General features: G+C 35.7%; 25 protein-coding genes and 1 tRNA gene. 25 read left to right on the top strand and 1 reads right to left on the bottom strand.

The window, feature by feature from the left end; all coding sequences use genetic code 11:
- Positions 1 to 110 precede the first annotated feature (110 nt).
- The 17 genes from uvrB (at position 111) to IEV35_RS04500 (ending at position 17,540) form a co-directional block, all read left to right on the top strand.
- Positions 111 to 2,096, top strand: coding sequence for an excinuclease ABC subunit UvrB (uvrB, locus tag IEV35_RS04420; RefSeq protein WP_188383485.1), 1,986 nt, complete (start codon positions 111 to 113; stop codon positions 2,094 to 2,096).
- Positions 2,097 to 2,103: 7 nt separating this feature from the next.
- Positions 2,104 to 4,977, top strand: coding sequence for an excinuclease ABC subunit UvrA (uvrA, locus tag IEV35_RS04425; protein WP_188383486.1), 2,874 nt, complete (start codon positions 2,104 to 2,106; stop codon positions 4,975 to 4,977).
- Positions 4,978 to 5,115: 138 nt separating this feature from the next.
- Positions 5,116 to 5,469, top strand: a complete 354-nt coding sequence (locus IEV35_RS04430) for a YojF family protein (RefSeq protein ID WP_188383487.1) — start codon at positions 5,116 to 5,118, stop codon at positions 5,467 to 5,469.
- Positions 5,470 to 5,491: 22 nt separating this feature from the next.
- On the top strand, positions 5,492 to 6,160 hold the full coding sequence (bshB2, locus tag IEV35_RS04435; protein ID WP_188383526.1) for a bacillithiol biosynthesis deacetylase BshB2: 669 nt from the start codon (positions 5,492 to 5,494) through the stop codon (positions 6,158 to 6,160).
- A gap of 383 nt (positions 6,161 to 6,543) precedes the next feature.
- Positions 6,544 to 6,903, top strand: coding sequence for a phage holin family protein (locus tag IEV35_RS04440; protein ID WP_188383488.1), 360 nt, complete (start codon positions 6,544 to 6,546; stop codon positions 6,901 to 6,903).
- Positions 6,904 to 7,036: 133 nt separating this feature from the next.
- Positions 7,037 to 7,972, top strand: a complete 936-nt coding sequence (hprK, locus tag IEV35_RS04445; RefSeq protein ID WP_188383489.1) for an HPr(Ser) kinase/phosphatase — start codon at positions 7,037 to 7,039, stop codon at positions 7,970 to 7,972.
- Between the two features lie 10 nt (positions 7,973 to 7,982).
- Positions 7,983 to 8,855 (top strand): prolipoprotein diacylglyceryl transferase, encoded by an 873-nt coding sequence (gene lgt, locus IEV35_RS04450; protein WP_188383490.1) that lies wholly within the window; start codon positions 7,983 to 7,985, stop codon positions 8,853 to 8,855.
- Positions 8,856 to 8,881: 26 nt separating this feature from the next.
- Positions 8,882 to 9,841, top strand: a complete 960-nt coding sequence (locus IEV35_RS04455; RefSeq protein ID WP_188383491.1) for a nucleoside recognition domain-containing protein — start codon at positions 8,882 to 8,884, stop codon at positions 9,839 to 9,841.
- A complete protein-coding gene (gene ppaX, locus IEV35_RS04460; RefSeq protein ID WP_188383492.1) occupies positions 9,816 to 10,451 on the top strand; it encodes a pyrophosphatase PpaX in 636 nt (211 codons plus the stop codon). Before IEV35_RS04455 ends, ppaX begins: the two co-directional genes overlap by 26 nt.
- A 5-nt stretch (positions 10,452 to 10,456) precedes the next feature.
- A complete protein-coding gene (locus IEV35_RS04465) occupies positions 10,457 to 10,972 on the top strand; it encodes an acyltransferase (RefSeq protein ID WP_188383493.1) in 516 nt (171 codons plus the stop codon).
- Between the two features lie 184 nt (positions 10,973 to 11,156).
- Entirely contained in the window at positions 11,157 to 11,708 is a 552-nt protein-coding gene (locus tag IEV35_RS04470) for an NADPH-dependent FMN reductase (protein WP_308419764.1), read from the top strand.
- A 163-nt stretch (positions 11,709 to 11,871) separates the two neighbouring features.
- Positions 11,872 to 12,885, top strand: coding sequence for a tetratricopeptide repeat protein (locus tag IEV35_RS04475; protein WP_188383495.1), 1,014 nt, complete (start codon positions 11,872 to 11,874; stop codon positions 12,883 to 12,885).
- Positions 12,886 to 13,008: 123 nt separating this feature from the next.
- Positions 13,009 to 13,959, top strand: a complete 951-nt coding sequence (trxB, locus tag IEV35_RS04480; protein ID WP_188383496.1) for a thioredoxin-disulfide reductase — start codon at positions 13,009 to 13,011, stop codon at positions 13,957 to 13,959.
- Positions 13,960 to 14,275: 316 nt separating this feature from the next.
- On the top strand, positions 14,276 to 15,166 hold the full coding sequence (gene rapZ / locus IEV35_RS04485; protein WP_188383497.1) for an RNase adapter RapZ: 891 nt from the start codon (positions 14,276 to 14,278) through the stop codon (positions 15,164 to 15,166).
- A 2-nt stretch (positions 15,167 to 15,168) separates the two neighbouring features.
- Positions 15,169 to 16,125 carry a gluconeogenesis morphogenetic factor MgfK gene (gene mgfK / locus IEV35_RS04490; protein WP_188383498.1) on the top strand — a complete coding sequence of 319 codons (957 nt, stop codon included), beginning with the start codon at positions 15,169 to 15,171 and terminating at the stop codon, positions 16,123 to 16,125.
- A gap of 36 nt (positions 16,126 to 16,161) precedes the next feature.
- Positions 16,162 to 17,124, top strand: coding sequence for a DNA-binding protein WhiA (gene whiA, locus IEV35_RS04495; protein ID WP_188383499.1), 963 nt, complete (start codon positions 16,162 to 16,164; stop codon positions 17,122 to 17,124).
- A gap of 161 nt (positions 17,125 to 17,285) precedes the next feature.
- Positions 17,286 to 17,540, top strand: a complete 255-nt coding sequence (locus IEV35_RS04500; RefSeq protein WP_188383500.1) for an HPr family phosphocarrier protein — start codon at positions 17,286 to 17,288, stop codon at positions 17,538 to 17,540.
- An 86-nt stretch (positions 17,541 to 17,626) separates the two neighbouring features.
- Here the strand turns inward: IEV35_RS04500 and clpP are convergent, their stop codons facing one another.
- Positions 17,627 to 18,214 (bottom strand): ATP-dependent Clp endopeptidase proteolytic subunit ClpP, encoded by a 588-nt coding sequence (clpP, locus tag IEV35_RS04505; RefSeq protein WP_188383501.1) that lies wholly within the window; start codon positions 18,212 to 18,214, stop codon positions 17,627 to 17,629.
- A gap of 245 nt (positions 18,215 to 18,459) precedes the next feature.
- Here clpP and IEV35_RS04510 point away from each other — a divergent pair.
- From IEV35_RS04510 to eno, 8 genes are all read left to right on the top strand, one after another.
- Positions 18,460 to 18,535: transfer RNA gene (locus tag IEV35_RS04510), tRNA-Arg, on the top strand.
- Positions 18,536 to 18,832: 297 nt separating this feature from the next.
- A complete protein-coding gene (locus IEV35_RS04515) occupies positions 18,833 to 19,090 on the top strand; it encodes a glutaredoxin family protein (RefSeq protein WP_188383502.1) in 258 nt (85 codons plus the stop codon).
- Positions 19,091 to 19,261: 171 nt separating this feature from the next.
- Positions 19,262 to 20,290: a sugar-binding transcriptional regulator gene (locus IEV35_RS04520; protein ID WP_188383503.1), complete on the top strand. Its 1,029-nt coding sequence runs from the start codon at positions 19,262 to 19,264 to the stop codon at positions 20,288 to 20,290.
- Between the two features lie 35 nt (positions 20,291 to 20,325).
- Positions 20,326 to 21,333 (top strand): type I glyceraldehyde-3-phosphate dehydrogenase, encoded by a 1,008-nt coding sequence (gene gap / locus IEV35_RS04525; RefSeq protein ID WP_188383504.1) that lies wholly within the window; start codon positions 20,326 to 20,328, stop codon positions 21,331 to 21,333.
- Positions 21,334 to 21,458: 125 nt separating this feature from the next.
- Positions 21,459 to 22,640, top strand: a complete 1,182-nt coding sequence (locus tag IEV35_RS04530) for a phosphoglycerate kinase (RefSeq protein ID WP_188383505.1) — start codon at positions 21,459 to 21,461, stop codon at positions 22,638 to 22,640.
- Between the two features lie 21 nt (positions 22,641 to 22,661).
- Complete coding sequence (gene tpiA, locus IEV35_RS04535; RefSeq protein ID WP_188383506.1) at positions 22,662 to 23,420, top strand: triose-phosphate isomerase; 759 nt, start codon at positions 22,662 to 22,664, stop codon at positions 23,418 to 23,420.
- On the top strand, positions 23,417 to 24,955 hold the full coding sequence (gpmI, locus tag IEV35_RS04540) for a 2,3-bisphosphoglycerate-independent phosphoglycerate mutase (protein ID WP_188383507.1): 1,539 nt from the start codon (positions 23,417 to 23,419) through the stop codon (positions 24,953 to 24,955). The genes tpiA and gpmI overlap by 4 nt, the downstream gene beginning before the upstream one ends.
- A 22-nt stretch (positions 24,956 to 24,977) precedes the next feature.
- Positions 24,978 to 26,264: a phosphopyruvate hydratase gene (gene eno / locus IEV35_RS04545; RefSeq protein WP_188383508.1), complete on the top strand. Its 1,287-nt coding sequence runs from the start codon at positions 24,978 to 24,980 to the stop codon at positions 26,262 to 26,264.
- Positions 26,265 to 26,428: the final 164 nt, after the last annotated feature.

Here is a 26,428-nt window from a genome sequence, read left to right on the forward strand (position 1 = left end):
AAAATTCGTATATCTTCACTAAAATAATCGAATGTTAGTTCGTATTTCTGTTACAATAGAGGGAGAATATGGTACAATATTAACTAGGTTTTTAGGATGGAGGGAAGTCTATGGAAAATAATAAATTTGAATTGGTATCCAGCTACACGCCACAAGGAGACCAACCAAAAGCAATTGAAGAATTAGTTAATAAAATATTAGCCGGTCAGAAGCATCAAACATTACTAGGTGCTACGGGAACAGGAAAAACCTTTACTGTATCCAATGTAGTAAAAGAAATTAATCGTCCTACACTTGTTATTGCTCATAATAAAACATTGGCTGGGCAATTATACAGTGAATTTAAAGAGTTTTTCCCGAATAATGCAGTGGAATATTTTGTTAGCTATTATGATTATTATCAGCCAGAGGCATATGTCCCGTCCACCGATACTTTTATTGAAAAAGATGCCAGTATCAATGATGAAATTGATAAATTACGCCACTCAGCGACATCGGCACTTTTTGAACGAAATGATGTGCTTATTGTTGCCAGTGTTTCATGTATATATGGATTAGGTAATCCGGAAGAATATCGTGCTCAAGTGTTGTCCCTTCGAATGGGAATGGAGAAAGACCGTGACCAACTACTAAGAGACTTAGTGGAAATCCAATATGCTAGAAATGATATCGATTTCCAACGTGGTACATTTAGAGTACGTGGTGATTCGGTTGAAATTATCCCTGCATCAAAGGAAGAGCATTGTATTCGTGTCGAGTTTTTCGGAGATGAAATAGACCGAATACGAGAGGTGGATGCCTTAACTGGAGAAATTGTAGGGGACCGAGAACATGTCGCTATATTCCCAGCATCCCACTTCGTAACACGCGATGAAAAAATGAAACTAGCAATTGCCAATATAGAGACAGAACTAGAAGTAAGATTAGAAGAACTAAGAAGTCAAAATAAATTACTAGAAGCCCAACGCCTCGAGCAACGAACAAACTATGACTTGGAAATGATGCGCGAAATGGGTTTTTGCTCCGGAATTGAGAATTACTCTAGACATCTAACTTTAAGGGAAGCAGGGGCAACACCGTATACATTATTAGATTACTTCCCTGATGACTTTTTAATTGTTGTGGATGAATCTCATGTTACATTACCTCAGATAAGAGGGATGTATAATGGGGACCAAGCTCGTAAACAAGTATTAGTTGATCATGGTTTTCGATTACCCTCTGCACTAGATAATAGACCATTAAAGTTCGAGGAATTTGAAAAGAGAATTAGTCAAATTATTTATGTTTCTGCTACACCAGGACCATATGAACTCGAACATACACCTGTAATGACCGAACAAATTATTCGACCAACAGGATTACTCGATCCAGTTGTAGAAGTGCGTCCAATTGAAGGTCAAATTGACGACCTAATTGCAGAAATTAATAAACGAACGGATAAAAATGAACGAGTTTTAATAACGACGTTAACGAAGAAAATGTCGGAGGACTTAACCGATTATTTAAAAGAAATTGGAATTAAGGTTGCATACCTCCATAGTGAAATAAAAACATTAGAACGGATCGAAATTATCCGTGATCTTCGTGTAGGAAAATACGATGTGCTTGTTGGTATTAACTTATTACGTGAAGGACTTGATATACCTGAAGTATCTTTAGTTGCCATATTAGATGCAGATAAGGAAGGTTTCCTAAGGTCTGAACGATCCTTAATTCAAACGATGGGTCGAGCAGCTCGTAATGCAAATGGTCAAGTAATTATGTATGCAGATAAGATTACCGATTCTATGCATAAAGCGATCGAAGAAACCGAACGTCGTCGTGAAAAACAAATCGCATATAACGAAGAACATAATATAACACCAAAAACGATTATTAAAAAAGTTCGTGATGTCATTCGTGCAACTGTTGCTGCAGAAGAACAAGAAGGATACAAAGAAAAGTCGAAATCAATTGCCAAACTAAGCAAGAAAGAACGAGAGAAAGTAATCGAAACTATGGAAAAAGAAATGCGAGAAGCAGCAAAGGCTTTGGATTTCGAGCGAGCTGCAGAGCTTCGTGATGTTATATTTGAACTAAAAGCGGAAGGATGACCAATATATGACAAATAAAATGATTAATATAAAAGGTGCAAGAGCACATAACCTGAAAAATATTGATATATCTATTCCTAAAAATAAATTAGTTGTCGTTACTGGTCTATCAGGTTCCGGAAAATCATCTTTAGCCTTCGATACGATTTATGCAGAGGGACAAAGGCGCTATGTAGAATCACTATCTGCATATGCACGTCAATTTTTAGGAAATATGGATAAGCCAGATGTCGATATGATTGATGGCTTATCCCCTGCAATTGCAATTGATCAAAAGACAACAAGTCGTAACCCGCGTTCCACGGTTGGAACTGTTACAGAAATCTATGATTATTTAAGACTTCTTTATGCGAGAATCGGACATCCAACTTGTCCAAAGCATGGAATTGAAATTTCATCTCAAACTGTTCAGCAAATGGTTGATCGAATTATGGAATATCCGGAAAGAACAAAAATGCAAATCTTAGCCCCGGTCGTATCTGGAAGAAAAGGTGAGCATGTAAAAGTATTAGAGAAACTTAAAAAAGAAGGATATGTTCGCATTCGTGTCGATAAAGAAATGCGAGAAGTTACAGAAGAAATCAAGCTGGAAAAGAATAAAAAGCATTCTATCGAAGTAGTAGTAGATCGTATTATCGTCAAACCAGATATTGAAGGACGTTTAAGTGATTCCATCGAAACTGCATTAAAACTAGGAGAAGGTAAAATTATTGTTGATGTAATGGGTGAAGAGGAACTTGTTTTTAGTGAAAATCATGCCTGTCCAATATGTGGATTTTCAATCGGTGAATTGGAACCGCGCTTGTTTTCATTTAACAGCCCATTTGGAGCATGTACTAGCTGTGATGGTCTTGGCACGAATTTAATTGTGGATCTTGATTTAGTTATTCCTGACTGGGATAAAACATTAAATGAACATGCTATTGCTGCTTGGGAACCGATTAGTTCACAATATTATCCTCAGTTACTGAAAAGTGTATGTGACCATTTTAATATTGATATGGACACACCGGTAAAGGATTTACCTAAAGAACAAATGGATAAAATCCTTTATGGTAGTGGTACAGAGAAAATACATTTCCATTATAAAAGTGAATTTGGTAATACACGAAATGGAATGATTCAATTTGAAGGTGTCTTAAATAATATTGCACGCCGTCATAAAGAATCTTCATCAGACTTTATTCGTGAAACATTAGAAAAATATATGAGACAAAAAGATTGTCCAACTTGTAAGGGCCATCGATTAAAAGATGAAGCTCTAGCTGTGAGAGTAAATGGCCTTCACATAAGTAATGTAACGGATTTCTCCATTACAGAGGCAATGACGTTCTTTCAAGAGCTAGACTTATCAGAGAAAGAAAAACAAATTGCTAGACTTCTATTAAGAGAAATTAATAATCGATTAGAATTCTTGAAAAATGTTGGGTTAGATTATTTAACTCTTTCACGTACAGCAGGAACATTATCTGGTGGAGAGGCGCAACGTATTCGACTGGCCACTCAAATTGGTTCAGCACTTACAGGAGTATTATATGTACTAGACGAGCCATCCATTGGACTTCATCAACGAGATAATGATCGATTAATTGACACGCTCAAATATATGCGTGATCTAGATAATACATTAATTGTGGTGGAACATGATGAAGATACGATGCTAGCTGCTGATTGGTTGATTGATATTGGGCCGAGAGCAGGAGAGCATGGAGGTCAGATTGTTGCCAGCGGAACACCAGAAGAAGTGATGAAAAATGAAAGTTCATTAACAGGTCAATATTTATCTGGTAAAAAATTCATTCCACTTCCGATTGAACGAAGAAAATCTGATAAACGTTATCTAGAAGTTGTTGGTGCGAAAGAAAATAACTTGAAAAATGTATCTGTAAAAGTTCCAATTGGTCTATTTACAGTTGTTACAGGTGTATCAGGTTCTGGAAAAAGTTCGCTTGTTAACGAGATAATCTATAAAAGGCTCTCCAAAGAATTAAACCGTAGTAAACTTATCCCTGGAAAGCATAAAGACATGAAAGGGATGGAGTATTTAGAGAAAGTCATTAATATTGATCAATCTCCTATCGGTAGAACACCTCGTTCTAATCCGGCAACCTATACGGGAGTATTTGATGATATCCGTGATTTGTTTACGTCAACAAACGAGGCGAAGGTCCGTGGATATAAAAAAGGACGCTTTAGTTTCAATGTAAAAGGTGGACGTTGTGAGGCATGTAAAGGAGATGGAATTCTTAAAATCGAGATGCACTTCTTGCCTGATGTCTACGTCCCTTGTGAAGTATGCCATGGTAAACGATATAATCGCGAAACGTTAGAAGTGAAATATAAAGGAAAGAGTATTTCCGATGTATTAGCTATGACAATAGAAGAGGCTCTGGAATTCTTTAATAATATACCTAAAATAAATAGAAAACTACAAACAATTGTAGATGTAGGATTAGGTTACATCCGTTTAGGTCAGCCAGCTACAACATTATCTGGTGGAGAAGCACAACGTGTGAAATTAGCGAGTGAATTACATCGTCGTTCCAATGGGAAGTCTCTTTACATTTTAGATGAGCCAACGACAGGTTTACACGCAGATGATATAAGTCGTCTATTAAAGGTATTACAACGTTTAGTTGATAATGGAGATACAGTTCTAATCATTGAACATAACTTAGATGTTATAAAAACAGCTGACCATATCATTGATATCGGGCCAGAAGGTGGAGCTCGCGGAGGAGAAGTAATTGCATCTGGAACACCAGAAAAAATTGCCGAACATGAAAATTCACATACAGGTAAGTATTTGAAAGCAGTATTAGAACGCGACACAAAAAGACAACAAGAACTATTAGAAGCAAAAGAAAGTGTGAAATCTTAGCAAGCAAGGATGCTTTATACTCTGCAAATGATAAAGCATCCTTGTTCTTACATATTATGTCAATAATTGTAAGTATTAATTTTGACGGAATTATTTCCATTCGGTAATGTTACAAGTAGATATGTAAGGAGGAATATGATGAAACCAATAGAGTTAGATGTTGTTCAACAAAAGTTGGAGAGTTTTATCGATAAAGATGTATATGTGCATCTAGAAACAACGAATGGAGCTTATGCAAGCCATGTGAATGCTAAAGCATATAATGTCGGGGTTTATATTCGCAATGCTAAAATCCGTTTTAACCAAGCTAAAATTGTAGGTGATGGAAAATCATATCGTGCGGGATTAAAAATGGATATCGGTTGGGTCTATGCAGAAGGACTTACAGACTTTGAGATGTTTCAAGGTGAGAAACTCTTAATGGCAGGGCATGATCGTGAAGGAAGATTGATGGTCGCATTACAAATTAGTGAAACACCATTTAATTATTAGAGATGGATTAGAGGTGAATAAGATGGAAAAACATGTTGTTGTGATTTATCCACACCCAGATGATGAAGCATTTGGAGCGGCAGGTACAATTGCTAGTTTTCGAGAACAAGGAGTACCAGTAACATATCTTTGTGGGACATTAGGTGAAATGGGAAGAAATATGGGCAACCCAACGTTTGCTAATCGAGAGACATTACCAGAGATTAGAAAACAAGAATTAATTGCAGCATGTAAAGTGCTTGATATGGAATTACATATGCTTGGATATCGAGATAAAACAATAGAATATGAAGACCGTCGTGAAGTTGCTACACACTTGAAAAATATTCTAGAAGATCTGGAACCTAGCCTTGTAATTACACATTACCCAGAACATGCTGTACACCCAGATCATAATGCACTAGGAGCAGCTGCTATTGAAGCAGTTCGACTAATGGATCGAGAGAAACGTCCAGTTGTTTGGGCACAAGCAATTACGAATACGCATGTAGAAGATTTAGGTATGCCAGATGTAGTAAATGATGTGAAAGATAAATTCGATATAAAAATGGATGCAATCCTTTGTCATAAATCCCAAGCAAGTGGTGTTATCCGTAGTTGGAACCAAAGTGATGATATGGATAATGATTTAAAGGAAGAAGCAAAAAAACGTTTAGGTGTAGAAGCTTTTTATATTTGGAAATATAAATAGTAATATCGGTCTATATAAAGTATCTTGTTTTCGCAGATGCTTGAACTATATTAGCTTCCTTGATGCATTGTATCAAGGAAGCTTTTCCATTATTAGCAGGAATGATTCGTATGAATAATGCATTGAATGTTGCAAATAAACATTTTGAGTAAAAAATATTGAGAAATGTTGTTGATAGCCGTTTTCGTAAACATTCAAAGCTAAATTTATCAAGAAATGTTCATGATAAAATCCCTCACAAGAAATTACTCATGAAATTTAGTTCGTAACTAAACAATTCTAGAAATAAATCCTAGTTTTCTATTAAAATATTTAATTAAGAAGGAAAATATATAATGGATATCGAACTAATTAACTAGAAAACTTAAAAAGGATGTGAACAAATGCTTAAAAAGGGGTTATTATCCTTACTACTAAACGCAATCGCTTTAATTACAGTTGCACAGCTCTTTGATTCCTTTCACTTAGAAGGATTTGGTACAGCTATACTTGCAGCGTTTGTGCTAGCAATCTTAAATATCATCGTTAAACCAATATTAATTATTTTGACATTGCCTTTTACAATTCTGAGTTTGGGATTGTTCCTTTTTGTCATTAATGCCATAACATTAATGATTACGCAAGCTGTGATTGGGGATAATTTTGTCATTACTGGTTTTGGCACAGCCTTACTAGCTGCAGTAATTCTCTCGATTTTAAACTTACTATTAAATAAATTAGTAAAAGACACTCTAACAAAATAAATATATTTCTTTACCCTAACATAGGATTATCCTATGTTTCTTTTTGTTCCTATACAATTCATCTTTTTTCCTTCCATGAATTAAAATGTGCTACAATGGGAAACAGTTAGTACTGCTCATGGAGGAAAGTCATATGAAGACAATTGTACGTACAAAAGACTTGCTAGATAACTTTAATTTAGAATTGGTTGCTGGTGAAGAAGGAATACATAGAGAAATCACTACAAGTGATATTTCTCGTCCGGGAATTGAAATGACTGGGTATTTTGACTATTACCCAAAAGAGAGACTCCAGTTAATAGGAAGAACTGAGATGACCTATTTTTTAGGCCTAAGTTTGGAACAACAAGCAGATAGAATGGCAAAGCTATGTACAGATATTACACCGGGTATTGTGATTACTAGAGGAATGGCTATCCCGCAAGTAATGATTGATGCGGCTAATAATTCAGGTGTACCTATCTTACACTCTCCTCGAAAAACAACGAGAGTCATTAGTCGATTGACAAACTATTTAGAAGTTAAATTTGCCCCATTTACTGCTATACATGGTGTACTTGTAGATATTTATGGAGTAGGTGTATTAATCACAGGTCAAAGTGGAGTGGGTAAAAGTGAAACTGCACTAGAACTCGTGAAAAGGGGACACCGCCTTGTAGCAGATGATAGTGTGGAAATTCGCCAAGAAGATTATGATACTCTAATCGGTAATTCTCCACCATTAATTGAACACTTATTAGAAATACGTGGATTAGGTATTATTAATGTCATGACATTATTTGGTGCTGGGGCAGTTAGGAGTCATAAGAAAATCTCCTTAATTATTAATTTGGAGAATTGGGATTCCAAAAAACAATATGATCGTTTAGGGTTAGATGAAGAAAAAATGAAAATCATGGATGTTGAACTACCTGTAGTAACGATTCCTGTACGTCCAGGACGTAACTTGGCGGTAATTATTGAAGTAGCCTCAATGAATTTCCGATTGAAACGAATGGGAGTTAATGCTGCAGAAGAGTTTTCAGAACGCTTAACAAATATGATTGTTCAAGAAAAAGGCCAAGAATAGGAGTGAGTATATGAGTTGTGCTGCACCTACACTCGACCGTGTCTTCTTACAAATAGGCTCATTACCAATTTATTGGTATGGAGTAATTATTGCTGCTGGAGCGTTTCTAGCTCTATATATAGCAATGAAGGAAGCGGATCGATTAGGACTTAATAAAGAAATATTTGTTGATTTATTAGTATTTGCAATACCTATTTCCATTCTCTTTGCAAGAATTTATTATGTTACATTTGAATGGGATCGTTATGCTGGTGGCCCTTGGTGGAAATTATTTGCTGTATGGGAAGGTGGCATAGCTATTCACGGTGCTCTAATAGGCGCAGTGTTAACGGCAGTAGTTTTTGCTCGTGTAAAAAAAATACCATTCTGGCAGTTAGCAGATATTGCTGCACCAAGTCTTATCCTTGGGCAAGCAATTGGCCGTTGGGGTAATTTCATGAATCAGGAAGCACATGGTGGCCCAATCATGGACCAAGGAGTTATCGATGCTCATTATGCTGTACTACCTGATTTTGTTATGAACCAAATGTGTATCGGTGGAACGTATTATTATCCGACTTTTCTTTATGAATCATTATGGAATATATTAGTTCTCATTTTATTATTATGGTTACGTCGTAAAAATCCAATCCGTGGTACTGTATTCCTTACGTATTTAGCAACTTATTCTGTAGGAAGATTCTTTATTGAAGGAATGCGAACAGACAGTTTATATATTGTTGGAAACCTACGAACGGCACAGTTTATTTCCATTTTACTAATTGTTGGTGCGGTTATTTTAATTATTTATCGATATAAAACAGTGAAATTGCGCTACGCAGATATCGATGCGAAGAAGAAAGTAAAAACGAATAAGAAGAGCAGTAAGAAAAAGAAAAAATAGTATTATTGGAGAGAGGATATCAGAGCGTGTCAGGGATGTTAATTCGAGGTCTAAATCAAGGGCTTCAAACAACATGGGCATTAGGAAAAGTTATTTTTCCAATAACGTTAATCATTACGATTCTACAGTATACACCAGTGTTACCTTGGCTTATTGAGTGGATTAGCCCATTGATGGGATTAATTGGTTTGTCAGGGGAGGCAGCGGTTCCGATCGTATTAGGAAATGTGTTAAACCTTTATGCAGGTATTGGAGCAATTATCTCCTTTGACTTTACGGTAAAAGAAGTTTTCATTATGGCAGTAATGCTTTCTTTTTCCCACAATTTATTTATTGAGTCAGCTGTAGTCTCAAAAGTTGGTGTGAAATGGTGGTTAATTGTTGGAATTAGAATTGGCTTAGCTTTAATTGCTGCCGTTGTAATAAACCTTCTTTGGAATGGTGGAGGAGAATTAGCGCAGTATGGGCTCATCACTCAAAGTTCAAAAGATTTAACAGGATGGGGAGAAATAGTCTTTTATGGTCTCCAAACAGCTGTCATTGCTGTATTACAATTAGCATTAATCGTTATTCCATTAATGGTAGTTATGCAAATTTTACGAGATAAAGGATGGTTATCGAAACTGTCCAATGGATTTGCACCAATGGTCAAAGTATTAGGTATGGAAAAAAATACTTCGATGACGATGGTAGCTGGACTAACAATTGGTTTAGCGTATGGAGCAGGTCTGATGATTCAAGCTGTTAAGGAAGATGGGGTATCCAAACGGGATATGACATTAGCATTAATATTTCTCGTTGCCTGCCATGCAGTTGTTGAGGATACTTTGATATTTATTCCATTAGGTATACCAGTTTGGCCACTGCTTCTTATTCGGTTAATTACAGCAATTGTATTAACAATGACAATTGCATTCTTCTGGAGACGAGGAGAATTAAGGAAGAGAGAGGATATCACCAATGAACATTCGTACAATACTATTTGATTTAGATGGCACATTGATTGATACAAACGAGTTAATAAATGAATCTTTCCTGTATACGTTTAATAAATTTGGACTCGAATTTACAAGAGAGGAGTTATTATCATTTAATGGCCCCTCTTTACAACAGACTTTTGAACAAATTGATTTGGATAAAGCAGAAGCGATGATTACGACATATAAACAACATAACATAGCTCATCACGATGAATATGTAGAAGCTTTTCCAAATGTGAAAGAGACTTTAACCATATTAAAAGAGCACGGTATCAAGCTTGGTATCGTTACTTCAAAGATACGGGACACGGCAATAAGGGGTTTGAAGATCACTGGTATCTATGAGTTCTTTGAAACTATTATCGCAATTGATGACGTTTCGAATCCAAAACCACACCCAGAACCGATATTAAGTGCGATGAAGAACTTGAACGCTGATCCAACCTCCACATTAATGGTTGGAGACAATCATCATGATATTGATGCAGGTCACAATGCCAATGTGTTAACTGCTGGTGTTGCTTGGTCACTTAAAGGAGAAGAAACTTTACTAACATACAAACCGACATATATGTTACATGATATGAAAGACTTATTAGAGATTCTTGAGGTGTAGCAAAGATGCGTAATACAGAGCGCCATCCTGTTCGAAATGCCAATTCCCTTTGGCAAATTTATAAAACTGTTTCATTCTGGAAGGTAGTTAAAAATTTTATCGTCATACAAATTGCTAGGTATACGCCTTTTTTAACTATGAAAAATTGGTTGTATCGGGTATTTTTACGCATGAAAGTTGGGAAAAAAACGGCATTTGCACTAATGGTTATGCCTGATATTATGTTTCCAGAAAAAATTACAGTTGGTTCAAATTCAGTTATAGGCTACAATACAACGATTCTTGCACATGAATACTTAATTAAGGAATATCGACTTGGTGAAGTGATTATCGGAAATGAAGTATTAATTGGTGCAAACAGTACCATTCTTCCAGGAGTGACAATTGGGGATGGAGCTATCGTATCAGCTGGTACATTAGTACATAAAGATGTTCCTGCTGGAGCCTTTGTCGGTGGTAACCCAATGCGATTAATCTATACAAAAGAAGAAATGGAATTAAGAAATAAACAAGGAAAATAACATATTATTATAAAAAGGGATTGTCTTCATAAACACGTGTATATTGCATGTGATTTGTGTCGACAATCCTATTTTTTTGAAAAATATAATATATAGAATTATTCAGCAATCATTTAAGTTTACTTTACTGAATATTGACGTTATATTTATCTCGAATCGGAGATAAAATGAAAGGATGATTTACATGGTAAGAGTAGGAGTAGTTGTAGGAAGTCTTCGCAAGAAATCATTTTCAAAACAGGTAGCAACAAACGTAGCATCACTTTTTGCTCCAGGTTATGAAACAGAGTACTTAGAAATTGGAAATCTACCTTTATTTAATCAAGATTATGAAGGAGAATTAGAAACACCTGCTGAGTATACAGAGTTCCGCAAGAAAGTTAGCGAACTAGATGCTGTACTATTTGTAACACCAGAATATAATAGATCTATTCCAGCGGTGTTGAAAAATGCTTTAGACGTAGCTTCTCGCCCATATGGAGAAAATGTATGGTCAGGTAAACCAGCTGCTATTGTTAGTGTTTCACCAGGTGCTTTAGCTGGATTTGGTGCAAACCATCATTTACGCCAAGTACTATCTTTCTTAAATATGCCAGTTGTTCAACAACCTGAAGCTTATATTGGTAATATCTATGAACTACTTGATGAGAATGGTAAATTAAATGAAGATACTACTCAGTTTTTACAAACATTCGTAGATACGTTTACAGATTTAATTAAAAGATATAATGCTTAATTAAATAGTGAGTTTATAGAGTTGTTATAGACGATGGTTAATTCATCTCTATAACAACCTTTTCTATTAGACAGATGCTAACAAGATTTTATCATCCACTCTATAATTCTTTCACCACTTATGGTATACTTTCTTCGATATGTGAAAAAATAGGGGGATATGCATGCAAACAGCGAACAAAAAGGAAAAACAATCAAATAATGTTATCCCTTTTATTCCAACAGGTGATTTCTATTTTGCAAAAGGAGTAGAGTCCTTCCGCAAACGTAAATTTGATATAGCTTTAAAATGGATTACAAAAGCAGTAGAATCCTCACCTCATAATCCATTATATCAGTGTCAACTGTCTATTATTTATACTGAAACAGGAGCTTTTCATAAAGCCAATCAAATACTGACAAATGTTTTGCAAACTACAGGAGATAATTATATTGATTGTTATTATCTACTAGCGAACAACTATGCCCATTTAGGATTATTAAATGACGCAAAGAAATTTGCAAATTCCTATCTGGAAAAACAGCCAAATGGGGACTTTAGTGAAGATGCGAAAACGTTATTAGAATTAATTGAAATAGATGATGATCTTGATGATGAGGATTGGGAGATTGAAGAAGAAGATGAGTTAATCATTTATCAAGAAACAGTCTTCCATCACTTGGAAAATAAGGAATGGGATAAGGCGTTAATTTTATTGGAAGAAATGATGGTTCTCTTCCCTGAACATAAAATTGCACAGCACGAATACTCGTATGCATTGTTCTTTTCAGGACAACAGGAAGAAGCTATTGCAATGGAATTAGAACTAATGAGAGAAGATCAAAGTAATCTTTATAGTCATACAAATCTTGCGTTGTTCTACTACGAAACAAATCAGGATACAGAATACAAACAACATATAAGTGCATTACTAAATATATATCCGATTCATGAACAGCAGAAGCTACGAATAGCTGTTACACTGGCACGGACAGGTTTTCTTCAAGAAGCATATAATAGGTTCCGTATGCTTAATAAGTCAATTGTTAAAAGCCATATCTCCTATTATCGTTGGTACAGTACAACTGCTTATCGATTAGGAGAGCCAGCGAAAGCGTTAAATTTATGGGAAGAAGGATGTAGAAAGCATCCAAACCTTTCTAAAGAAGAAGGACCTTGGAATTACATCTTAACTTAATAAATTTGGATGGACTGGAACACTGTATGTAGTGAAAATGAGCAGATAATTAGACGTAAATATGTAAATCCTTTACTCTTTAATTAGTATTATTATTGTTTTAGTAGAAAGGGGCGTTACATTATGTCCGAAGAGAAAATATATGATGTCATTATTGCTGGTGCAGGACCTGCTGGGATGACAGCTGCAGTATATGCATCTAGAGCAAATTTAGATACATTAATGATTGAACGAGGTATCCCAGGTGGTCAAATGGCTAATACAGAAGATGTAGAAAACTATCCTGGATATGATCATATTCTTGGGCCAGACTTATCTAATAAAATGTTTGACCATGCCAAAAAGTTTGGAGCAGAATATGCATACGGCGATATTAAAAGTGTTGAGGACCATGGAGATTATAAAATCATCAATGCTGGTTCAAAACAATACAAAACAAGAACTCTTATCGTTGCCACTGGTGCACAATATAAGAAACTAGGTATTCCAGGTGAAGAAGAATTAGGTGGCCGTGGAGTCAGCTATTGTGCAGTATGTGATGGTGCTTTCTTTAAAGAACGTGAGTTAATTGTCGTTGGTGGAGGAGATTCCGCAGTAGAAGAGGGAGTTTACTTAACCAAATTTGCAAGCAAAGTTACCATTGTACACCGTCGAGATGAACTACGAGCACAGAAGATTCTTCAACAACGTGCATTTGACAATGAAAAAGTTGATTTTATCTGGAATAAAACTGTTGAGAAAATAAATGGTCCAGAAGGAAAAGTAAGCAGTATCACATTGAAAGATGTTCATACTGGAGAAGAGACGGAAAAATCTGCTGATGGTGTATTCGTATATATTGGTATGGTACCGTTAAGTGAGCCATTCCAATCAATAGGAATCACAAATAATGACGGATACATTGAAACAAATGCCAATATGGAAACGTCAATTCCTGGAATTTTTGCTGCAGGTGATATTCGTGATAAGAAATTAAGACAAATTGTTACCGCTACTGGTGATGGAGCGATTGCAGCTGAATCTGCAATTGCATATATAGAAGAACTGAAGGATAAAATAAAAGCAACAAATTAAGAAAAAATTGGTAAAGTAAAAGCATCTTAACTTTGTTGTAACACGCACGAAATATAAATAGGGTACAATTAAGTTAACTAATTGACCCCCTTTTTAATAGATAGATTAGTTATTTGCGCAGATAATAGTATCTGCGCCCTTTTTTTGTCCTACAAAATCTTTCCAAATTCACCCTTTCTAAGAAATAATATCATTTTCTTGTTTCCACAAATTGCTTATATGTATAATGAAATATAGTTATAAATAAATTTATCTATAAGCATATCATTCATGCTATAATAATATTTTTAATGAACGGAAAAGAGAGGTGATTCATATGACTAACCAAATTGATACAAATGAAACAAAAATGGTTATTATTACAGGAATGTCCGGAGCTGGAAAAACTGTAGCTATACAAAGTTTTGAAGACCTAGGATATTATTGTGTCGATAATTTACCACCTGCATTATTACCGAAATTCTTAGATTTAATGAGGGATGCAACGAATAATATTCATAAAGTTGCACTAGTGATGGATCTTCGCGGTAGAGAATTTTTCGATTCGTTATTTGAAGCACTTGACTTATTAAGTGAAGAAGATTGGTTAGATGAACATATACTATTTCTAGATGCAAATGATGAAAAATTAGTAACAAGATATAAAGAAACAAGAAGATCTCATCCACTTGCAATTGGGGATTTACCTCTAAAAGGAATTAAGCAAGAAAGAAAAATATTAGATGAAATGCGTGGTCGCGCACATCGTGTCATTGATACATCTAGTTTAAAACCTAGAGAATTACGAGAGAAAATCCTGAACTATTACTCAGAGGAGAAACAAGAAATTTTTTCAGTTCACATGGTATCCTTTGGTTTTAAATACGGTATTCCTATCGATGCAGATTTAGTATTTGATGTACGATTTCTACCGAACCCACATTATGTCACTCATTTACAGCCATTAACTGGTTTAAACCCAGATGTTTCATCCTATGTCTTTAAATGGTCTGAAACACAGAAATTTCAAGAGAAAATTATGGATTTACTTCAATTCATGTTACCTCAATATAAAAAAGAAGGTAAATCTCAATTAGTCGTTGGAATCGGTTGTACTGGTGGACAGCATCGCTCGGTTGCATTAGCTGAATACTTTGCTAAAAGATTAGGAACGAACTACATTACCCATGTCACACACCGAGATATTGAAAAAAGAAAGGGCCATTAAACATGACAGAACAGAATCAACCTCGAATAGTTGTTATTGGCGGAGGAACTGGTATGCCAGTTCTTTTACGCGGGCTCAAGGATCTTCCAATAAAATTAAAAGCATTAGTAACGGTGGCGGATGATGGTGGAAGTACAGGTAGGATAAGGAACGATATGGCAATTCCAGCTCCTGGGGATATTCGAAATGTGATTGCTGCATTATCAGAAGTTGAACCAATGCTTGTGCAATTGTTTCAACATCGATTTACAGATGGTAAAGATTTATCCGGTCATTCGATGGGGAATTTACTCCTAGCCGCTATGACTTCTATTACAGGGGATTTCTATACTGGGATTAAAGAAATTTCGAGAGTGTTAAATGTAAAAGGGAAAATCTATCCTATCTCCAATGAAAATATCTCACTTTGTGCTGAAATGGTGGATGGCACTATCGTTTCAGGTGAATCAAATATTCCACTGTCAGGGAAACTAATTAAACGAGTGTTTCTTGATCGTGATGATGTTACACCATTACCAAATGCGATTAGAGCAATTGAAACAGCGGATTTAATTGTTATCTCACCAGGAAGCTTATTTACTAGCATAATGCCAAATTTAATTATTCCAAATATAGATGAAGCATTACGAAATGCTAAGGCAAAAAAGGTTTATGTTTGTAATGTTATGACACAGGATGGGGAAACAACAGGTTTTTCAGCAAGTGATCATGTTCAAGCCATTATTAATCATATAGGTAATAATATATTAGATGCAGTTGTAGTGAATAATAAATCAATTGATGAGAAAATCCGTAATATTTACGCAGGAGAAAATGCTGCTCCAGTAGTCTATGATATCGACAGATTATTAGATATGGGGTTAGAAGTTATTGAAGGAGATATCATCGACTATTCGCGAGGAATGATTCGTCATGATACAAGAAAAATTGCTAAGTTATTATTTTCACTAATTAAATAATATAAATGTTAATTATAAGGTAAAGGAGGGAGAAAAATGTCCTTTGCTTCAGAAATAAAAAAGGAACTAACTACAGCTGAGTTAGAGGACTGTTGTAACGATGCGGAATTAGCAGCACTTATTCGTATGAATGGGACAGTTTCCTTTTCTCAGTTTAACTACTCATTAGATGTACAGACAGAAAATGCAGCAATAGCAAGGCGAATCTATACATTAATTAAAGCAAGTTTTTCACATATGCCAGTAGAATTGTTAGTCCGTAAAAAAATGAAGTTAAAGAAAAATAATGTATACATCGTTCGGTTAAAAGAAGATGTACATGAAATGCTTACAGAATTAGGGATTCTCCAGGATTCCTACACGTTCATTCGTGATATTCCAAATGATATTATTCAAAAAGAGTGTTGTAGGCGATCTTATCTACGCGGTGCCTTCTTAGCAGCTGGTTCTATAAATAATCCTGAAACTTCTTCTTATCATTTAGAAATTGCTAATACAAATGAACAACATAATACTGCACTCTGTGAATTATTAAACTCCTTTGATTTGCGGTCAAGAGTTCTAGAACGGAAAAAAGGATACATTGTTTATATAAAAGAAGCGGAGAAAATTACTGAATTCTTAAGTGTTATTGGAGCTAATAATGCTCTCTTCAAATTTGAAGATGTGCGTATTGTTCGAGATATGAGGAACTCTGTAAACAGGCTAGTAAATTGCGAAACGGCTAATCTAAATAAAACAATTGGTGCAGCTTTTAGGCAAATTGAAAATATAAAATTAATTGAAAATACAATAGGATTAGAAGCGTTGCCAGAAAAATTACGGGAAGTAGCAGTGTTGCGTGTGCAACATGAAGATGTATCTTTAAAGGAATTAGGTGAACTAGTTTCTAGTGGAAAAATATCTAAATCCGGGATAAATCATCGGTTAAAGAAGATAGATGAACTTGCTGAAAAGATAAAACGTGGTGAAAATCTGCCACTGTTAAAAAACTCGTAAATATTTTTTATTTTCTTTTTTCATGATATAATTAATTATCATGAAATTTATTTAATAGTAATTATTAAATTATAAGAAAAACGATGAAGTTTGTTATACGTTTTTCTTATAATTTTAATCAGAATGAGACCGCTTACTTTAAGGGGAGGATGATGAGGGAAATGGTAGAGAGAGTAGTTACAGTTGAGTTGGAGTCAGGATTACAAGCAAGACCAGCTGCACAGTTTGTTCAAGAAGCAAACCGGTATGCTGCCCATTTATTTTTAGAAAAAGACGGAAAAAGAGTCAACGCTAAAAGCATTATGGGGTTAATGAGTTTAGCTGTTACAACAGGTGAATCTATTAAACTAATAGCAGATGGTTCCGATGAAGAGATTGCATTGAATCATTTAGTATCGTTTGTTAGTAAAAAATAGAGTTTTACTATTAGATGATTATGTGAAAGAAATAACATAATAAACAATATAAAAGGGTGGGCCTAATCAGTCCACCCTTCTCTGCATTATTCTGGTTTACGTTCTAATACTTTATCAATTAACCCATACTCCACAGCACTTGCAGCAGTCATGAAATTATCTCTTTCTGTATCGCGATTGATTACTTCAATAGGTTGACCAGTGCGCTCGGAAAGAATTTTGTTTAGGTTTTCTCTCATTTGTAGAATTCTTTTTGCGTGGATTTCGATATCCGTTGCTTGCCCTTGCGTACCACCAAGTGGTTGGTGAATCATTACTTCACTATTAGGAAGTGCATAACGTTTCCCTTTTGCGCCAGCCGCAAGTAGAAAAGCTCCCATTGAAGCAGCCATACCAGTACATATTGTAGATACGTCTGATTTAATAAATTGCATTGTATCATAAATTGCCATACCAGCTGTAATAGAACCACCTGGTGAGTTGATGTATAATGAGATATCCTTACCTGGATCTTCTGCTTCTAAAAATAGCAATTGAGCAACAATAGAGTTTGCGACATTATCATCGATAGCACTACCTAACATAATGATTCTGTCTTTTAATAAACGAGAGTAAATATCATATGCACGTTCACCGCGGTTTGTTTGTTCAATAACTGTAGGTATTAAATTCATTGGAATTCCTCCTTTAATCTTTTCAAATGGATATCCAATCTTTGGATAATTTTATCATATAACAATGGTCAATGAAGGTCAAACGAAAACGTTCGCCAAATCTTGCAACTTGTCTATGTATGAAATCACACATTACATCATGCCCGTTGGTAAGGGGATTTAAACCTTTTCCTATTAAAAATACTTGTTTATTAAACGTTTAAGCGTTATAATAACATTTGTGTTCCAATCAAACATTTAATGATGCGCCCATAGCTCAGCTGGATAGAGCACTGGTTTCCGGTACCAGGTTTGCCGGGGGTTCGAATCCCTCTGGGCGCGCTAAAAATAAGCAAGGGTCAATTAGACTCTTGCTTTTTTGTTGACCCAATTTCGAAAACTGCCTCTGTATCACTTTCCTCATTGCATAGATTATTCTCCTCAGCTACTAATGCGTACGATCGTAACAACACCTAAGGTATTTGACGAATAGAATCTATATTAATAATTCACTTACTAATAAATACTGGAATTTAATTGAACCCTTTAATATTCTTTTGGTAGAAAGGGATATTTTTGCTCTTCGGCCATTTTCTAGTATACTTAAACTATAAACACTTCATGAAGGAGAAAATCACATTGAATAAAGTAATATTTTATACAAAGGAAATATGCTCATTATGTGATGATGCAGAAGCATTATTAGAAATGTTTCAACAGGATTATGAGTTTGAAATTGAAAAGAGAGATATTTATACAAATGATGCGTGGTTGGAAGAATATCAATTGCTCATTCCATTGTTAGACATAAACGGTATAAAACTGGATTGTGAACATGTTGATTATTATACAATGGAGAAAACATTAAAAGAAAACTTTCCATTACGACACAAGTAACAATGTTGATTGTGTATTTTAACTAATAGAAATGCAATTTCATTGTATAATCTAGCTATTATGGTATAATACTAATGTACATAGGATTCTATGTGTATTTTTTTGGGACGTGTGGGACGTTTTGTTAATGTGCGGGACGTATTTGCTCCCGATTATAAAAGGGGAAATGTCATGAAGACATTAATCGACATTCAAAAAAAACTTGTTCCCGATTTGTTAGAAGTATTGAAAACAAGATATTCTCTTCTTCACTTGATTAATCAGAATCAACCGATCGGAAGAAGAGGGCTAACTGATGAAAGTAACTTAACAGAAAGACAAGTTCGAAGTGAGATTGATTTTCTCCATGAACAGGGATTGATAGAAGTTACAACCAAGGGAATGCTTATAACAGATCAAGGGAAAGATATATTAGAAAAACTAACCCAATATATAGCTGAAATTAGTGAATTAAATCAGTTAGAGATTCATTTAAAGGAAATATTACGAGTAGAAAATGTCATTATCGTTCCTGGTAATAGCGACGAAGAAGATTGGGTAAAACAAGAAATGGGCAAAGCTTGTGTCCGTTATTTAAAGAAAATAATTATGCCTAATGCTACTATTGCCGTAACCGGTGGAACTACGATGGCTTCTATTGCAAGTGTAATGTCTCCTTTAGATAAAGTTGATAATTATTTATTTGTCCCTGCTAGAGGCGGTATTGGTGAGAAGGTTGAGAACCAAGCCAATACGATTGCCGCTGAAATGTCCCTGAAAGCACAAGGAAACTATCGATTACTATATGTACCTGACCCACTTAGTGAAACTTCATATCAGAATCTAATAAATGAACCTTCTATTATTGAAGTTTTACAGTTAATTAAGAATGCAGACATAGTCTTGCATGGGATTGGGGATGCATTAACAATGGCTGAGCGCAGGAAAACGCCTGAGAATATTAAGCAAAAGCTGTTGGAGGAAAAAGCAGTGAGTGAGGCATTTGGGTATTATTTTACCCAAAAGGGAGAAGTGGTTCACAAAGTGCGTACCGTTGGTTTGCAATTAGAAGATCTGGATTCGAAAGAGTATGTTATTACTGTTGCCGGAGGAAGTTCCAAGGCAAAAGCAATCGAATCTTATTTCAAACAGGCAAAAAGCCATATGCTCATTACGGATGAAGCAGCAGCAATACAGATTTTGAGGGATTCTTCCCTTTAAATATATTTATAACAAGATTTTAGGAGGAATTAATCATGGCAGTAAAAGTTGGTATTAATGGATTTGGACGTATTGGACGTAATGTATTTCGTCAAGCTCTTAAAAGAGATGATGTAGAGATTGTAGCAGTTAACGATTTAACAGATGCAAATATGCTAGCACACTTATTAAAATATGATTCAGTTCATGGTGTATTAGAAGAAGAAGTATCTGTTAACGGTTCAAATATTGTTGTAGGTGATAAAGAAATCCAAGTATTGGCAGAACGTGACCCTGCTAATCTTCCTTGGGGTGAACTAGGTGTAGATATCGTTGTAGAATCAACTGGTCGCTTTGTTGATCGTGACTCATCTCAAAAACATATTGATGCTGGTGCGAAAAAAGTAATTATCTCTGCTCCTGCTAAAAATGAAGATATCACGGTTGTAATGGGTGTTAACCATGAACAATATGATCCAAGCAACCATCACATTGTTTCTAATGCATCTTGTACTACAAACTGTTTAGCACCATTTGCTAAAGTACTTAATGATAGTTTCGGAATTAAACGTGGATTAATGACAACTGTTCACGCTTATACAAATGACCAACAAATTTTAGATTTACCACATAAAGACTATCGTCGTGCACGTGCAGCTGCAGAGAACATTATTCCTACAACTACAGGTGCAGCTAAAGCTGTTGCGTTAGTATTACCTGAGTTAAAAGGTAAACTTAATGGGATGGCAGTTCGTGTTCCTGTTCCAGATGGTTCCATGGTAGATTTAGTAGCAGAATTAGATAAAGAAGTGACTGCTGAAGAAGTAAACCAAGCATTCAAAGATGCAGCTGAAGGCGAACTAAAAGGTGTATTTGAATACAGTGAAGCTCCACTAGTATCTCGTGATATTGTTGGAAATACACATTCTTCAATCCTTGATGGTCTATCTACAATGGTTATGGAAGGCAATATGGTTAAAGTACTTTCATGGTATGACAATGAAATGGGCTATTCAACTCGTGTTGTAGACTTAGCTGCTTACATGGGACAAAAAGGACTATAAGAATAAGTGAACTAGAAAAGGTGGGGGAGGTATTCTCCTCCTTTTCACTTTTCTCTTGAGTATTGGTAGATTATAAGGGAAAATTTATATCGTAATGCTTACATATATTTCTGGAGGGATTTCGAATGAGTAAAAAAACGATTAAAGACCTCAATTTAAAAGGAAAAAAAGTGTTTTGTCGTGTGGACTTAAACGTTCCAATGAAAGATGGAAAAGTGACAGATGACACACGTATAAAAGCAGTTTTACCGACAGTCCAGTATTTAACGGAACAAGGAGCTAAAGTTATTTTAGCAAGTCACCTTGGACGTCCGAAAGGCCAGGTTGTTGAAGAACTAAGACTAGACCCAGTTGCAAAGAACTTAAGTGACCTATTAGGAAAAACGGTTATTAAAACGGATTCTGTTTATGGTAGCGAAGTAGATGAAGCGATTGCTAGTTTAGAGGAAGGCGATATATTACTTCTTGAAAATGTTCGCTTTGAAGCTGGAGAAGAAAAAAATGATCCTGCTCTTGCAGATGCATTTGCTAAAATGGCTGATGTCTATGTTAATGATGCATTTGGAACTTCACACCGTGCACATGCATCGACTGTAGGAGTTGCAGAAAAAATTCCATCAGCTGCAGGTTTTTTAATGGAAAAAGAAATAGCTGTTATTGGAAAAGCACTAGAAAATCCTGACCGTCCTTTTACTGCTATTATTGGTGGAGCAAAAGTAAAAGATAAAATTGGAGTTATTGATAATCTATTAGATAAAGTGGATCATCTAATTATTGGTGGAGGTCTAGCTTATACATTTGTAAAAGCGCAAGGCCACGAAATTGGTAAATCCCTACTTGAAGAAGATAAAATTGACTTAGCTAAAGAATTTATGCAAAAGGCAAAAGATAAAGGTGTCAACCTAGTTCTTCCTGAAGATGTTGTTGTTGCAGATGATTTTTCAGAAGATGCAAACAAAAAAGTTGTTGCTATCTATGAAATTCCTTCTGATTGGGAAGCGTTAGATATTGGTCCAAAAACAAGTGAAAAGTATGCCCAAATTGTGAGAGATTCGAAACTAGTCATTTGGAATGGTCCAATGGGCGTTTTCGAAATGAATGCATTTGCTAATGGTACAAAGGCAGTAGCAGAAGCTTTAGCAACTACTGAAGGATATACTATCATTGGTGGTGGCGATTCAGCAGCTGCAGTTGAGAAATTTAATCTTGCCGATAAAATGGATCATGTATCAACTGGTGGAGGAGCATCCTTAGAATTTATGGAAGGAAAAGTACTCCCTGGTGTTCAGGTCATAAACGAAAAATAATTATTCTTAAGAGGTGATCCCATGCGTAAAAAAGTAATCGCAGGTAACTGGAAAATGAATAAAACGATTCAAGAGGCTAATGAATTTGTTGAAGCAGTCTCTGGAAAAATCCCTTCCAATGAAAAGGTAGAAGCAATTGTATGTGCACCATATCCATTCTTAGCTTCTTTAGTTGAAAAAACTAAAGGAACTAATCTACTTGTAAGTGCTCAGAACATGCATTATGAAGATAGTGGAGCATTTACAGGGGAAGTAAGTCCGGTTATGTTAAAAGATTTAGGAGTAACTCATGTCGTATTAGGCCATTCTGAGCGCAGAGAATATTTTGCTGAGACAAATGAAACAGTAAATAAAAAAGTACACGCAGCATTTAAGCATGATTTAACACCAATTGTTTGTGTTGGAGAAACATTAGAGCAACGTGAAGCAAATGAAACAAAGTCCTTCGTAGGTGAGCAAGTGAAAAAAGCTATCGAAGGTTTATCGAATGAACAAGTTGCTAAAACGATTATTGCTTATGAACCGATTTGGGCAATCGGAACTGGAAAAACTGCGTCTAGTCAAGATGCAAATGAAGTATGTGCACATGTTCGTCAGGTCGTTCAAGAAGTGACAGATGAAGCAACAGCCAATGCTGTAGTTATCCAATACGGAGGAAGTGTAAAACCTTCTAATGTTGATGAATTACTTGCACAATCTGATATTGATGGTGCGCTAGTTGGAGGAGCAAGTCTAGAAGCTGAATCATTTATGCAGCTTGTGGAGGCAGGAGCAAAATGAGTACAAATAAATTAGCTGCTTTAATTATCTTAGATGGCTTTGCTATTCGAGATGAGGAAAAAGGTAATGCAGTAAAACAAGCAAACAAACCAAATTTTGACCGGTATTGGAATACTTTTCCTCATAATCAACTGGAAGCAAGTGGTGAAGCAGTAGGATTGCCGGAAGGTCAAATGGGAAATTCAGAAGTTGGTCATTTGAATATTGGGGCAGGACGTATTGTTTACCAAAGCCTTACAAGAGTGAACCTATCTATCCGTGAAGGGGACTTCTTTGAGAAAAAAGCATTTTTAAAATCGATGAATAGTGCCAAACAAAAAAATAAGTCTTTACATATTTTTGGACTATTATCAGATGGCGGTGTTCACAGCCATATTGAACATTTATTTGCTTTACTGAAACTTGCGAAACAACAAGGATTAGAAAAGGTGTATGTCCACGCATTTTTAGATGGTCGTGATGTTGGACCACAAACTGCGAAAGGATATATTGAGTCTACAGAAGAGAAGATGATAGAGTATGGAGTAGGAAAAATAGCTACTGTATCTGGGCGTTATTACTCAATGGACCGTGACAAGCGATGGGATCGAGTGAAAAAATCATACGATGCAATGGTCTATGGTGAAGGTCCAACCTACAAGAATGCTCTAGATGTTATTGAAGATTCCTATGCGAATGGTATCTATGATGAATTCGTTATTCCATCTGTCATTGTAGATGAAAATGGTGAACCAGTAGGTAAAGTAGAAGACGAAGACTCGATCATCTTTTATAACTTCCGACCAGACAGAGCGATTCAAATTTCTCGTACATTTGCGAATGAAGATTTCCATGATTTTGACCGTGGACCTAATGTACCTAAAGATTTAGATTTTGTTATGCTTACGCAATTTAGTGAATCCGTTGATGGATTTGTTGCATATGAACCGACAAATCTGGATAATACAATTGGAGAGGTTTTATCTCAACATAATTTAAAACAGCTCCGTATTGCAGAAACAGAAAAGTATCCACATGTTACGTTCTTTATGAGTGGTGGACGAGAGCAAGAATTTCCAGGAGAAAAGAGAATATTAATTGATTCTCCTAAAGTAGCTACTTATGATTTGAAACCTGAAATGAGTGCCTATGAAGTTACAGATGCCCTTCTTACAGAACTGGATAAGGGTGAAATTAATGCCGTTATCTTAAATTTTGCAAACCCTGATATGGTAGGACACTCTGGAATGTTAGAACCAACCATTAAAGCAGTAGAAGTAGTCGATGAATGTCTTGGTAAAGTAGTGGATAAAATAATCGAGTTAGGCGGACATGCCATTATTACGGCAGATCATGGAAATTCAGATGAAGTGCTAACATTAGAAGGAAATCCGATGACTGCCCATACAACAAATCCAGTACCAGTCATTGTGACAAAAGAAGGTATCGAATTACGTGATGGTGGGATTCTAGCAGATTTAGCACCGACATTACTTGATTTATTACAGGTTGATAAACCAAAAGAAATGACAGGAACATCACTTATTAAAAAGTAAAAAGAAAAAAGGAGAGAAAATCATGCCTTATATTACAGATGTTTATGCACGCGAAGTTCTAGATTCAAGAGGAAATCCAACAGTAGAAGTAGAAGTTTATACAGAATCAGGTGGATTCGGTTCTGCAATGGTACCTAGTGGTGCTTCAACAGGTGAATATGAAGCTGTTGAGTTAAGAGATGGAGATAAAAGCCGTTATTTAGGTAAAGGTGTAGAAAAAGCAGTTCATAATGTGAACGAAATTATTGCGCCAGAACTACTAGGTTTGGATGTAACACGTCAAAATATCATTGATGCGCTAATGATTGAATTAGATGGTACAGAAAATAAAGGAAAACTAGGTGCAAACGCTATTCTTGGTGTATCCATGGCAGTAGCTCGAGCAGCTGCTAACTTCTTAGAAACACCATTATACAACTACCTAGGTGGATTTAATGGTAAAACTCTACCAACTCCAATGATGAACATTCTAAATGGTGGAGAGCATGCAGACAACAACGTAGATATTCAGGAATTTATGATTATGCCAGTTGCTGCACCTTCATTTAAGGAAGCATTACGTACTGGTGCAGAGATTTTCCATTCATTGAAAAAAGTATTAGGTTCCAAAGGACTAAATACTGCAGTTGGTGATGAAGGTGGATTCGCACCGAACCTTGGTTCAAACGAAGAAGCATTACAAACAATTATCGAAGCGATAGAAGCTGCTGGTTACAAGCCAGGAGAAGAAATTAAACTAGCGATGGATGTTGCATCTTCTGAGTTTTACGAAGGTGGAAAATATGTTCTTAAAGGTGAAGGTGTAACTCGTACATCTGAAGAAATGGTTGCATGGTATGAAGAGATGGTAAACAAATACCCAATTATCTCTATTGAAGATGGCCTTGATGAAAATGACTGGGAAGGTCATAAACTGTTAACAGAGCGCCTAGGAAATAGAGTACAATTAGTTGGTGATGATCTATTCGTTACGAATACGAAAAAACTAGCGCAAGGTATTGAACAAGGAGTAGGAAACTCTATCCTAATTAAAGTAAACCAAATTGGTACTTTAACAGAAACATTCGATGCAATTGAAATGGCTAAGCGTGCAGGTTATACTGCAGTTATCTCGCACCGTTCAGGTGAAACAGAAGACTCTACAATTGCAGATATCGCAGTTGCAACAAATGCTGGTCAAATTAAGACAGGCGCACCTTCTCGTACAGACCGTGTAGCGAAGTATAACCAATTACTACGTATTGAAGATGAACTAGCTGGCATGGGTGAATATGCTGGACTAGATGCTTTTTATAACTTGAAGAAGTAATTAAGAAATTAGAAAAGACTGCCTATCAGTTGGGCAGTCTTTTTGTGCGACGGGCAGTTGCACATGGCGCTGATAATTCAGCGCCTGTTTTATTTCTTTTAGGACAGAGACGTCACTGAGGTGAAACGACTGGATGACAGAAAGAAATTAGATTTCCAGATGGT

It is taken from the genome of Ornithinibacillus halotolerans (genome assembly GCF_014637405.1).
Taxonomy (GTDB): domain Bacteria; phylum Bacillota; class Bacilli; order Bacillales; family Amphibacillaceae; genus Ornithinibacillus; species Ornithinibacillus halotolerans.

Excerpts from the sequence above, each read along its gene's own strand:
- whiA (WP_188383499.1), top strand. The coding sequence starts at position 16,162 with ATGTCCTTTGCTTCAGAAATAAAAAAGGAACTAACTACAGCTGAGTTA.
- IEV35_RS04530 (WP_188383505.1), top strand. The coding sequence starts at position 21,459 with ATGAGTAAAAAAACGATTAAAGACCTCAATTTAAAAGGAAAAAAAGTG.
- ppaX (WP_188383492.1), top strand. The coding sequence starts at position 9,816 with ATGAACATTCGTACAATACTATTTGATTTAGATGGCACATTGATTGAT.
- trxB (WP_188383496.1), top strand. The coding sequence starts at position 13,009 with ATGTCCGAAGAGAAAATATATGATGTCATTATTGCTGGTGCAGGACCT.
- IEV35_RS04465 (WP_188383493.1), top strand. The coding sequence starts at position 10,457 with ATGCGTAATACAGAGCGCCATCCTGTTCGAAATGCCAATTCCCTTTGG.
- clpP (WP_188383501.1), bottom strand. The coding sequence starts at position 18,214 with ATGAATTTAATACCTACAGTTATTGAACAAACAAACCGCGGTGAACGT.
- uvrA (WP_188383486.1), top strand. The coding sequence starts at position 2,104 with ATGACAAATAAAATGATTAATATAAAAGGTGCAAGAGCACATAACCTG.
- bshB2 (WP_188383526.1), top strand. The coding sequence starts at position 5,492 with ATGGAAAAACATGTTGTTGTGATTTATCCACACCCAGATGATGAAGCA.
- hprK (WP_188383489.1), top strand. The coding sequence starts at position 7,037 with ATGAAGACAATTGTACGTACAAAAGACTTGCTAGATAACTTTAATTTA.
- mgfK (WP_188383498.1), top strand. The coding sequence starts at position 15,169 with ATGACAGAACAGAATCAACCTCGAATAGTTGTTATTGGCGGAGGAACT.
- gap (WP_188383504.1), top strand. The coding sequence starts at position 20,326 with ATGGCAGTAAAAGTTGGTATTAATGGATTTGGACGTATTGGACGTAAT.
- rapZ (WP_188383497.1), top strand. The coding sequence starts at position 14,276 with ATGACTAACCAAATTGATACAAATGAAACAAAAATGGTTATTATTACA.
- uvrB (WP_188383485.1), top strand. The coding sequence starts at position 111 with ATGGAAAATAATAAATTTGAATTGGTATCCAGCTACACGCCACAAGGA.
- IEV35_RS04440 (WP_188383488.1), top strand. The coding sequence starts at position 6,544 with ATGCTTAAAAAGGGGTTATTATCCTTACTACTAAACGCAATCGCTTTA.
- IEV35_RS04475 (WP_188383495.1), top strand. The coding sequence starts at position 11,872 with ATGCAAACAGCGAACAAAAAGGAAAAACAATCAAATAATGTTATCCCT.
- tpiA (WP_188383506.1), top strand. The coding sequence starts at position 22,662 with ATGCGTAAAAAAGTAATCGCAGGTAACTGGAAAATGAATAAAACGATT.
- gpmI (WP_188383507.1), top strand. The coding sequence starts at position 23,417 with ATGAGTACAAATAAATTAGCTGCTTTAATTATCTTAGATGGCTTTGCT.
- eno (WP_188383508.1), top strand. The coding sequence starts at position 24,978 with ATGCCTTATATTACAGATGTTTATGCACGCGAAGTTCTAGATTCAAGA.
- IEV35_RS04520 (WP_188383503.1), top strand. The coding sequence starts at position 19,262 with ATGAAGACATTAATCGACATTCAAAAAAAACTTGTTCCCGATTTGTTA.
- IEV35_RS04430 (WP_188383487.1), top strand. The coding sequence starts at position 5,116 with ATGAAACCAATAGAGTTAGATGTTGTTCAACAAAAGTTGGAGAGTTTT.
- lgt (WP_188383490.1), top strand. The coding sequence starts at position 7,983 with ATGAGTTGTGCTGCACCTACACTCGACCGTGTCTTCTTACAAATAGGC.
- IEV35_RS04470 (WP_308419764.1), top strand. The coding sequence starts at position 11,157 with ATGGTAAGAGTAGGAGTAGTTGTAGGAAGTCTTCGCAAGAAATCATTT.
- IEV35_RS04500 (WP_188383500.1), top strand. The coding sequence starts at position 17,286 with ATGGTAGAGAGAGTAGTTACAGTTGAGTTGGAGTCAGGATTACAAGCA.